This window comes from Dyella sp. 01N36 (assembly GCF_056399745.1).
Genome location: NZ_JBFTRY010000117.1, coordinates 1 through 11,269 on the forward strand (window position 1 = coordinate 1; position 11,269 = coordinate 11,269).

6 protein-coding genes are annotated in these 11,269 nt (G+C 63.8%); 2 read left to right on the plus strand and 4 right to left on the minus strand.

All coding sequences use genetic code 11. The annotated features are described in order from the left end of the window. Nucleotides 1–178 precede the first annotated feature (178 nt). From AC1DMG_RS15575 to AC1DMG_RS15590, 4 genes are all read right to left on the minus strand, one after another. Nucleotides 179–1,537 carry a metal-dependent hydrolase family protein gene (locus AC1DMG_RS15575; RefSeq protein ID WP_441602013.1) on the minus strand — a complete coding sequence of 453 codons (1,359 nt, stop codon included), beginning with the start codon at nucleotides 1,535–1,537 and terminating at the stop codon, nucleotides 179–181. A gap of 196 nt (nucleotides 1,538–1,733) precedes the next feature. Then, nucleotides 1,734–4,388, minus strand: a complete 2,655-nt coding sequence (gene plsB, locus AC1DMG_RS15580; RefSeq protein WP_441602014.1) for a glycerol-3-phosphate 1-O-acyltransferase PlsB — start codon at nucleotides 4,386–4,388, stop codon at nucleotides 1,734–1,736. Between the two features lie 128 nt (nucleotides 4,389–4,516). Continuing rightward, nucleotides 4,517–5,518 carry a hypothetical protein gene (locus tag AC1DMG_RS15585; protein ID WP_477180728.1) on the minus strand — a complete coding sequence of 334 codons (1,002 nt, stop codon included), beginning with the start codon at nucleotides 5,516–5,518 and terminating at the stop codon, nucleotides 4,517–4,519. A gap of 308 nt (nucleotides 5,519–5,826) precedes the next feature. Next, nucleotides 5,827–6,729, minus strand: coding sequence for a 5'-nucleotidase, lipoprotein e(P4) family (locus AC1DMG_RS15590; protein WP_441602016.1), 903 nt, complete (start codon nucleotides 6,727–6,729; stop codon nucleotides 5,827–5,829). A 175-nt stretch (nucleotides 6,730–6,904) separates the two neighbouring features. Here AC1DMG_RS15590 and AC1DMG_RS15595 point away from each other — a divergent pair, with 175 nt between their 5' ends. Together AC1DMG_RS15595 and AC1DMG_RS15600 are read left to right on the plus strand one after the other, a co-directional pair. Continuing rightward, nucleotides 6,905–7,933, plus strand: coding sequence for an AI-2E family transporter (locus AC1DMG_RS15595; protein ID WP_441602017.1), 1,029 nt, complete (start codon nucleotides 6,905–6,907; stop codon nucleotides 7,931–7,933). 353 nt (nucleotides 7,934–8,286) lie between these two features. After that, nucleotides 8,287–11,145 carry a TonB-dependent receptor plug domain-containing protein gene (locus tag AC1DMG_RS15600; protein ID WP_441602018.1) on the plus strand — a complete coding sequence of 953 codons (2,859 nt, stop codon included), beginning with the start codon at nucleotides 8,287–8,289 and terminating at the stop codon, nucleotides 11,143–11,145. The last annotated feature ends 124 nt before the right edge of the window (nucleotides 11,146–11,269 follow it).

Consider the following 11,269-nt stretch of genomic DNA (forward strand, 5'->3'; position numbering starts at 1 on the left):
CTCCTACAAGGAGGGTGCCAGCCTGGGCGTCGGATCAAAGCTGCCGGTTGGCTCTTTGTGGGAGCGCACCCTGTGCGCGACAAGCCTACGGAGCAGCACACCCAGGCGTGGCAGTCGCGCACAGGGTGCGCTCCCACAGATAAGCAACGACGCTAGACGGAGAAGGGACTAGGCAAACTCAGTTCACCGCTTCCTTCCCATCCTCTTTGTAAACCACGCCACCCTTCATCACGAAGTTCACCTTCTGCATCACAGTGATGTCTTCGATCGGGTTGCCCGGCACGGCAATGATGTCGGCCATGCGGCCCACGGCGATCTGGCCCAGTTCGTTCTGTTTGTGCAGCAGTTCGGCGGCATGGGTGGTGGCGGCTTGCAGCACGAACATCGGCGGCATGCCGGCTTGCACCATGTATTGGAACTCCTTGGCGTTCTGGCCGTGCGGATAGACGGCGGCATCCGTGCCGAAGGCGATCTTCACGCCGGCCTTGTAGGCCTTGCCGGCGGTGGTCTGGATGATCGGGCCCACCTGCAGCGCCTTGGCGGCGACTTGCGGCGGGTAGTAGCCGGGTTTGGCGGCCATTTCCTGCACGTACTTGCCGGCGATGATGGTGGGCACGTACCAGGTGCCGTGTTCCTTCATCAGCTTCATATCTTCATCGTTCATGAAGGTGCCGTGCTCGATCGAATCGACGCCGGCCAACACCGCGCGGCGGATCGCTTCGGCGCCGTGCGCGTGCGCGGCCACGGTGAAGCCGTAGTCGTGAGCGGCGGTGACCACAGCCTTGATCTCTTCGATGGTCATCTGCGCGTTGTCGGCGCTGCTGCTTTCGTCGAGCACGCCGCCCGAGGGCATGATCTTGATGACGTCCACGCCATCCTTGTAGTGCTGGCGCACGGCCTTATAGGCGTCGTCGGCGCTGTTGATGATGCCGTCCTTGGGGCCGGGATTGCCGGCCAGGTCCATGCGATAGCCGTCGGTGGGGTCGGCATGGCCGCCGGTGCTGCCGATCGGCCGGCCGGCGGTGAAGATGCGCGGACCCGGCACGATGCCGGCATTGATGGCATTGCGCAGCGAAATGGATTCGTTGCCCGCGTCGCCGAGATTGCGCACCGCGGTAAAGCCGGCCATCAGCGTGCGACGCGCGTAAACGGTCGAGCGGATCGCGTAGTCGGAAATATTCCAGCGGAACTGATCGGTGTAACCGGAGGGGCTCGTTTCGCTGGTGAGATGCGTGTGTGCGTCGATCAGGCCGGGCAGGCAGGTGCCGTTGATGAACTTCTCAAAGCGAAAGCTCGCGCCCGAGGTCTTGGCGGCATTGGCGTAGGAGCTGTAGTCGACGAAGCCGGACTTGATCTCCTTGACCTGCTTGCCTTCGATCACCAGCGTGGTTTCGCCCAGCAGCTTGCCCGCGGCGGTGTCGACCAGGTGCGCACACTGCAGCACGGTGACGTCCGGCGGAGACTGCGCGGGTTCGGCCGCAATGGCGGTGGGCAGCGCAAGGGCTGCAGCGATGGCGAAGGCAACGCGTGTGGTCATGATGAGCTCCCCGGGTGAAGCGCTCATCTTAGGGTGAGACCGGGGCGGCCGACCCATGACGAACTACCTATATGGGGTCGCGATGCGTGGGTCGGTTCGTCCTGCTGGATCTTGCGATGTGGCCGCAATGGAAGCCGTCATCCCCCCTCACTTGGGGTGCGCCGGGATGACGATAGGAGGTGGCAGCGATGCCGCCTCAGTCCTTCGACGGCGTATCGCCGTTCGCGCTCTCTTCCACCGTCGCCGTTTCCACCACCGTCGCCTCGACCGGCGCATGTTCATGCTGCTCCGCCGCCACATGGCGTTCGTGCAGTGCCTCGCTGGTGGCATCGGCGGGCAGCGGCTTTTCGGGCGATGCATCCTTCTCGCCGTCGCCGCCCGGGGTGATCTTGAGGATGGAGTGGCGTACCTCGCGGGAAAGGATCACGCGGGCATCGCGCACCATGCCCTCAAGCGCGGTGTCGTAGTCGAGCTTGCCGGCGTCGTCAGTCCACACGATGCGGTTCTCGCGCAGCTTCTGGATGAAGCCGCGGAACAGCGCCTTGTCGAAGAACTCCGGCGCCGACAATTCGTTGAGCATGCTCAGGCGCTGGGCGGTGAGCGTGCAGGCGTTCTCAAGCTCGGCCGAAGAGAGCGTATGCGGCCCGTTCTTCACCAGCGCGGCGATGGTGATGTAGTAGCGCTCGAACGCCTGGATCAGGCTGCGCGCAATGATCTTGAGCTGGAACGCCGCATCGTCCTGGCCCGGGCCGCGCTCGAGCACGCGGCCGTCGCCGGTCGCTTCGAGCAGCCCGCGGCGCACGAAGAAATCGATGGTGGCCTGCAGCTGCGCGCAGAAACCGTCGGCATCCCACGGCAGGAACAGCTCGCCCTGGATGAACGGATAAATGATGCGGCCCAGGCGCAGCACCGAGGCGCGCGACATGCGGCGATTGTTGAGGAAGCACGAAGCCACCCACGCCGCCGTGGCCGTGAGGTGCAGCACGTTGTTGCGGAAATAGCTCAGCAACACCGCCTGCTCGTCTTCGGTCACCAGCACGTCGCCCAGCGGATGGCGCACGCGGCGGATCCAGCCCATCTGTTCGCCGTAGGCGATGATGCCAGCCGGGTCCATCGCGGTGAGCGTCATGCGGTCTGAATAAGGCAACTCTTCCAGCAGCCCCTTCATCAGTTCCAGCTGTGCAAGCAGGTCGTTTTCCGCCATCGCGTGCTTGGGCGTGGCGAGCAGCGCCAGCGCCAGCAGGTTGATGGGGTTCATGTCCGCGGCGCGGTTGATGTTGATCTGGATCTTGTCGGCCAGGTCGTCCACCACGCGGCCCAGCCATTCGGGCTTGGCGTCGGGATCGTCGGTGCGCCAGTCGGGGCTGGCGGCGTCGAGCATGGGGTTAAGCTCGATCGGCTCGCCGAAATTCAGCGCGACGTGACCATAGCGCTGGCGCAGCACCTTGAGTCCGCGCAGCAGGCCGATCAGCGATTCCTTCTCCTTGGGCTTGCCGGAGAGTTCGCCGATATAGCTCTTGCCCTCCATCAGCTTCTCGTAGCCGATGTATACAGGCTGGAACAACACCGGGCGGCGCGGCGCGCGCAGGAAGGCACGCACCGTCATCGCCAGCATGCCCGCGCGCGGCGCCAGCAGGCGGCCCGTGCGCGAGCGGCCGCCTTCGATGAAGTACTCCATCGGTACGCCGCGATCGATCAGCTGCGCCACGTATTCATTGAACACCACCGAATACAGCGCATTGCCCTTGAAGCTGCGGCGCAGGAAGAACGCGCCGCCGCGCCGCAGGATCGGTCCGATCACCGGCAGGTTGAGGTTCACGCCCGCCGCGATATGCGGTACCACCACGCCGGACATATGCAGCTGATAGGACATCAGCAGATAGTCGGCATGGCTGCGATGGCAGGGCACATAGACCACTTCGTGACCCGGCGCGGCAGCGCGGGCCTTTTCGAAGTGGTGCATGGCGATGCCGTCGTACAGCTTGTTCCAGAAATTGGAGAGCAGGAACGAAGCCGAACGCACCACCGGGTGCGAATAGTCGGCGGCAATCTCCATCACCAGGTCGTGCGCACGACGCCACGCCTTGGCCTGGCTGATGTTTTCCTTCGCGGCCGTGGCGGCGATGGCGGCGCGCACGGGCTCGGCATTCAACACCGAATCGACCACGGTACGGCGATGCGACAGGTCGGGGCCGATCACCGCCGCGCGGATGCGGCGGAAGTGCGTGCGCAGCACGCGGGCGATCTTGCGGGTGAGGCGTTCCGGTCGGATCTCGCCCGCTTCGTTGACTACCGTGCGCAGCGATACCGGGGTGGAGAAATGCACCACGGTGTCGCGGCCATTGAGCAGCAGCGCCAGCATGCGGCGGAAACGGCCGACGACGACCCAGTTTTCCGAAAACAGCACGCTGAACCAGCCCGACTCGCGGGTGGGCGCGCGACCGACATAGATGGACACGGGCACGATCTGCACGTCGCGCTCGGGGTCGCCTTCCAGCGAGCGCACCAGCTGGCCCAACGGTTCGCTGGGCGAGCGCTTGCGGCTGCGGCCGAACAGCCAGCCGTCGCGGCGGGCCAGGGCAAACACCGAGCGCTTGCGGCGCGTACCCGAGAGCGGCGCCATCGGCGACGGCAAGCCGGCCTCGCGGCAGGCGCGCTCCAGGATCAGGGCATCGGAAAAGCCATCGCGCTCGATCACATAGCAAACCGGTATGCCTGCCTTGAGCAAGGCGGCCGGTTCGGCGGGATCGCGGCGGATGCGCATCCAGGGTTCGAGCAACTGCCCGGCCAGGTTGAACCACCAGGGCGCGCGGCTACGGGCGGGAGAGTCCGTGGTCGACATATTCTGCATTCCCCAATTGTAACTGGTGGCCCGAGCTGTCCGGGTCGGTTGGGCGGATCGGGCGGCAACGGCAAGCGCCGCCCGTGTCGCCCCGGCCTTTTACCGGAGCGAAAGTAAACAAGGTGTTTTGGCGGGGCTCAGTGCTTGGCCGGCGGCTTCGTCGTCATGGCCTGGATCGGCGTGCTGACGCTGGCCGGCATCGCTGGCGCCGGGACACTGCCAGCGGGAGCGGGCGGAGCAAGCAGGCGCTCATGCGCCTCGCGCACGTTCTTGAGCACATCCTCGCTATACCAGCGCCCGTCCTGTTCGATCAGATCGGATTMGGTGGTCAACGGCTTGCCCAGCAAGGTGTAGTCGATGCGCACATGGGCATGGCCGTTGCGGTTCTCCACCGTGCTGACCTTGGCCGAATCGAGCGTGTCGTCCACCGACAGGCCGTAAACGGCCAAGGCTTGTTTGATGCCAAGGAAGCCGACGCTGTACTTCTGCATCGCCGTGTCGAAGTCCATGGCCTTCAGCTGCTCGGGCGTCTTCAGGTCGAGCTTGCGGGCGGTGGCGACGGCGATGCCGACCACCTGCTTGGCGCGCGCCTGGTCAAACCACGGCACGGTCTGCGCCCACGGCGCGAGCACGTTGATGACCTCGGTGGCCTGCTGCTTCTGCGGGTTGGTGAGGTCCTTGCTCTGCGACACGCCAGTGGCGGCAATCGCCTGGAAGATGCCGATCATCACCGGCACCTGGTCCTGATACTGCGCCTGCAGCTGGGCCAGCTTGGGCTTGGCCACTGCGTAGAGCTTGGTTTCGGCATCGGGCGCGGTGAGCTGCTGCATGGTCTTGATGAAGTCCGCGCGGTCTTCGGGCGTCAGCGGGTGCTCATCGGGACGTGGGCGTGTCCAGTCCGAACGCAGGGTGTCGTAGTCGGCCGGGGGCAGGGCGTGCTTCCAGAAGCCGGCGAAGTCGCCCGTCTTGATCAGCGCAATCGACTGCTGCACCGACGCCTCGGGCGTATCGCCGCCGACCACCACCGGCACCGGCCCGACGGCCTTGTGGTGCGAGGTCATGAACAGCGCGGCCGCCGTGGCCAGCACCAGCAGGGCAATGAACGCACCAACGGCGTAGTAGACGGATGAGCGACGCATGGAATCTCGTTTGGTGGCGCCAGGCAACCGGAGGCGGTCGGCCGAGCGTAAGGGTGTCGACTCCGCGTGAACAAGAGGCGTGACACCAAGTTGGGAGCCCGTTCAAGCGCCCTTTAGATAGCACCAAAAGAAAACCCCGCGGGCGTTGAGCCTCACGGGGTAATCCGGCAGAGCCGGAAGGGAAATGGCCTTGCCTGCGGAGTTATCAAGGTCAGCAGGTGTCAGCGGGGAGGATGTTACTTCCCCGTCAAACTTAAAGCAATACTTTAGGTTTAAGCTCGTAAGTCGTTGTTTTTACTTGACGGAAATCAGTCAAAACGCAGCGACTGGATCTTCTGGCGGCGACGTTCGTCGCGCGGGGCCGTGTAGTCATTATTAAACAGAGCGGGCTCCCATGCGCCATAGGTCGGGTTGGGCAGCACGAACCAGCGGGTGCCGATCCAGTCCATGTACGGCTTCATGGCCTTCTGACGGCCTTCGGCGTTATTGGCCAGAACGGTCACAAAATCGCCGATCTGGTCGCCAAACTGCATCAACACGCGATATTTGTGGCTGATCAGCTGACGGCGGCAGCCCTTCTCGGTGCCGATCTGTTCGCAGTCTTCGACAAAGGTACCCAGGCCCAGGAAGGACTCCGGACCGGCCACCGGCAGGCCGGCCTTGCGCAGATTGGCCAGGGTGGCCTGGTCCAGGTCCTTGGCGCGGTTGGAGATGTAGATCACCGCAATGCCGTGCTTGGCGGCGAACTGGGTGAACTCCACCACGCCCGGCAGGGCGCGGGCGCGCTGCTCGTTGCACCAGGCCGCCCAGTCGGCCTCGTTGTACTCGCCGCCGCTCTTGATCAGACGTGCCTGGTAGGGCGAGTTGTCGAGCACGGTTTCGTCGATGTCGAGCACCACGGCCGGCTTGAGGTCCTTGACCGGCGCCACGCGGTCGTCCTTGGGCAGCGCATCCCACTGCTTGTCGGCCAGGGCGGCCGGCAGGCGGGCCTGCGCGTCGCGGTAGGTCTGCAGATAGATCAGGTCATGCTCGATCGCCGTCTGGCTCCAGGCGACCGCATTGAGGTTGTCATCGGCCGGCGTCCTGGGCGTCGGCGCGGCGGCAACCGGGGCGACCGGGGCGGTCGGTGCAGGCGTCTTGGTCGGGGTGGACGTGGAACAACCGGCAAGCAGGACCAGGGCGGCAAGCGCCGCCGACAAACGAACGGACATAGAGGATTCCCGAGTAAACAGAGCGCGCAGAATCGGACAAGTTTACGACAGGGGCGTGTCGACGCCGCCTCTGCGCGCGCCCTGGCCGCCTGCTTCGTGGGTACAACGACAGGGCTGGCGGCCCTCATCGGCTACTGACAGACTGCCTCCCATCCCCGCCGCCGCATGAAGTTGCATGGAACCTGCCCAGAACGTCCGTCCGCCGTCGTCGGCCATCCGCATCACCAGCTATGTGCTGGCCGGCCTCGCGCTGGTGCTGGTGTTGGGATTGCGACTTCTGCCTGCGTTGTTCGCCGGCCTGCTGGTCTACGAGCTGGTGCAATCGACCGCGCCGCTGCTGGGCAAGCGGGTGCCCGGCGACCGCGCGCGGGTGCTGGTGGTGGCCTTGCTCGCCACCATCGTGGTGGGTTTGCTGGTGTTGCTGATCCTTGGCGCGGTGAGTTTTCTGCGCAATGAAATCGGCAACCCCGAGCTGTTGTGGCAACAGCAATTGATGCCGCTGGTGGAGAAGGCACGCGAGCAGTTGCCAGGGACCGTGGTCGGCTGGTTGCCCGACAGCGTCGACGACTTGCGCGTGATGGCGCTGGAACTCACGCGCAAGCACTCGGTGAGCCTGCAGACCATCGGCAAGGAGGCGGCGCGCGTCTTCGTGCACATCCTGATCGGCATGGTGCTCGGCGCCATCGTTGCGCTCAGCCGCGCGCGTCCGGCGCATCAAGTCGGCCCGCTGGCTTCTGCGCTGGGCCTGCGTGCGCAGCGACTGGCGGAAGCATTCCACAACATCGTTTTCGCGCAGATCAAGATTTCGCTGCTCAACACGACATTTACCGCGATTTTCCTGCTCGGCGTGTTGCCGTTGATGGACATCCACGTGCCGCTGGCCAAGACCTTGGTGGTGGTGACCTTCATCGTTGGCTTGCTGCCGGTGATCGGCAATCTGATTTCCAACACGGCGATCACCATTGCGGGCTTGTCGATTTCGCTGGGCGTCGGTATCGCAGCGCTCGGCTTTCTCATCCTGATCCACAAGCTCGAGTATTTCCTCAATGCACGTATCGTGGGCAGCCAGATCCGCGCGCGTGCGTGGGAGTTGCTGGTGGCCATGTTGCTGATGGAAGCCGCCTTTGGACTGGCCGGCCTGATTGCCGCGCCGATCTACTACGCCTATCTCAAGAGCGAGCTTGAAGCCGAACGGCTGATCTGAGTCGCCGCGCGCGTACTCGCGCGCCAACGCAAAAAACCACGCAGCGTCCGTTCGCACTTGCGAAGGGGCGCAGTGTGTTGCGCGCCACCAGTAGTGACCTGCGAATTCCAGCGCTTTCCTGCGAACGCATCGCAACTCTCAAGTGCAAGAGAATAGTTCTTGCGCTTCAATTACTTGCGAGTTTCTTGGGGCTGTTGCGACGCGCCTTCTTCGTGTTAGAAAGCCAAACAGGTGATTTCATTTGGGCGTCCAAATGATGACAACCCCGCGGGAGACGGGGGCGCCGAAATCATCGGGCGTGCGAAGACGCGCGTGTGGGACATCCATTCATAGATTCGATGTAGGGGAGATCCATGTTGAAGTCCAAGCTCACGGCCGCCGTGCTGGCGGCCTTGGCGTTCGGCTGCGCGCCAGCCTTCGCCGCAACTACCGATGCAAGCAGCAACGCCCAGCCGGGCAGTGCCGCTGCGACGGGTTCGAACGCCGACGCGGCGCAGGACCAGTCCACCGATACCGATGCGCAAAAGAAGGCCAAACGCCTCGATGCGGTCACCGTCAGCGGCACCCTGATCAACAATGCGCAGATCCAGACCGCCGCGCCGATCTACACGATCACCAGCCAGGAAATCAAAGCCCGCGGCTTCAACAGCGTGGCTGAAGTGCTGCAGAGCTCGGTGTTGTCCACCGGTTCCGTGCAGGGCCCGCAGGCTAGCGGCGGTTTCACCCAGGGTGCGCAGACCATCAGCCTGTACGGCTTGAATCCCGAGTACACGCTGACCCTGATCGATGGTCGGCCGATCACCCAGTTCGGCCAGCTGTACAACGGGCAGAGCAACTTCACCAATATCTCCAACATCCCGTTGGCGATGATCGACCACATCGACGTGCTGCCCGGCGGCGCCTCGTCCATCTACGGTTCGCAGGCCATTGCCGGCGTCGTCAACATCGTGACCAAGCAGCACATGGATGGCACCGAAGTGCTGGTGCGCGCGGGCGGCTATGACGGCGGCGGCGGCTCCAGCCAGCGCTTGTCGCTGACCTTCGGCCACCAGTTCGGCAAGCTCGACGTGCTCGGTGCGGTCGAATTCGACAACCAGTCGCCGATCTGGGCGTACCAGCGCTCGTTCACCGCGACCAATCCCACGCCGGTCACGGTGGCGCGCGTGCTCGACTACGGCACGCTCGATACGTACACCGGCGCCGTGCAGGGCTATATCAGCCCACAGGACAACTGCGCAGCGATGAGCGGCCTGTTCAAGGGCACCACGGTCAACGCGCATTCGACCGACACCAGCCGCACCGGCACCTTTTGCGGTTCGAACGACGTCTACGGCTACACCACGCTGCTCAATCAGAGCCGCAGCTACGACGGCATGCTGAAGCTCAAGTACAACGTCAATGATTACGTGCGTCTGTACGGCGACGCGCTGGTCGATTGGCAGCAGCAGAAGTGGACGCCTGGCTCGGACTACAACTGGTGGGGTCCGATCGACTATCCGGGCGGACTGGTCGAAGACACCAACGGCCACATCCTCTATCCCGAGCGCGTGTTCGGCCCGGAAGAAGTGGGCAACAACTACTACAACCAGCTTGGCCGCCAGGATGACCTGATGTACCAGGCCGACATCGGCGCGAACGGCAGCTTCGGCGATTCGAACTGGTTGTGGGACATCTACTTCGTGCGTTCCGGCGACCGCACCACCTCAAGCACGCCGGAGCGCATGACGACTGCGGTGGACAACTACTTCGGCAACATTCTTGGTCCGCAGATGGGCAACGACCCCAACACCGGCCTGAACGTCTACAACCCGAACTATGCGCAGTTCTATACCCCGCTGACCCCGGCCCAGCTGGCCAGCTTCATGCAGAACATCAGCAGCGAATCCAACACCTGGGTCAACAACACGCGCGCCACCGTGAGCAACAGCAGCCTGTTCTCGCTGCCGGGCGGCGATGCGGCGTTGGCGGTGCTGGTGGAAGGCGGAAGCCAGGCCTGGTACGAGCCGATCAATCCGCTGATCTTGAACAACGAAGTGTGGGGGCTTACCGGAACTTCCGGTGGCGGCACGCGCAGCCACGCGGCGTCGGCGTTCGAGTTCAATGCGCCGATCTGGAAGATGCTTACGGTGGATCTCTCGGGTCGCTATGACCACTACAGCACCTCCGATAGCGACACGGGCAAGTTCACCTACAAGGCAGGCCTGGAATTCCGTCCCTGGGAAACGCTGCTGTTGCGTGGCAACTACTCCACCTCGTTCCTTGCGCCCGACATGTCGGCGCTGTTCCTGGGGCCGAGCGGCAACTACCAGAACGTCACCGACTACTATCTGTGCCAGACGCAGGGCAACGGCCAGAACTGCAGCCAGAACTACACCACCGAAGTGTCGGGCACGACGTTGTCCAATCCCAAGCTCAAGCCGACCACGGCCAAGAGTTGGTCCGCAGGCTTCGTGTGGGCGCCGATCAACAACCTCAGCATCACCGCCGACTACCTGCACATCAACATCAGCAACGAGGTGGCGCCACAGCCGGCCGATCTGCTGATGAAGGAAAACGCGCAGTGCCTGGAAGGCCAGCTGCCGGCCAATTCGCCGGACTGCCTGGCGGCGACCTCGCAAGTGGTGCGTGACCAGTTCACCGGCCAGGTCACCAGCATCACCCAGTACTACATCAACGTGTCGAGCGAGCAGACCGAGTCGGTGACCTCGCAGATCAAATACCTGTTCAACCCCAGCCCCGTCGGCCAGTTCAACCTGCAGCTCGACTGGAACGACATGCTCAAGCATGCCTACCAGATCTACCCGGGCGGCCCGACCATCAACCAGCTCACCAATCCCCTGTACAGCTCGGAATTCAAGAGCATCGTCAGCGGCGCACTGGGCTGGTCGTTCCACGACACCTGGTCGAGCACGGTGTACTACCACCGCGATGGACCGTCGCCGAACTACACCGGCCTGATCAACGGTCCGAACTACCCCGGCGATGCCAAGGTGGCGCCGTGGATCACCTGGAACTGGAGCGTCACCTACTCGCCCACCAAGGACGTGGACGTGTCGCTGTTGACCAACAACGTGTTCAACAAGATGCCGCCCAAGGACGGCTCCTATGCCGGAACCTATCCGTACTACAACAACGAGAACTACAACGTTTACGGTCGCGAAGTGATGCTGCAGCTGCAGTGGCGTTTCGGGGGCCATACCCGCAACGGTTGATGTCCCGCGACGTGATCTGACCCGAAGCAAGCGGAGCGTTCCGCTCGCGCTCCAAAGCCCCGCCAGACTGGCGGGGCTTTTTTTGGTCCATACGCCTGCGTTCCAGCAGGCTTTGGTGAAAGCG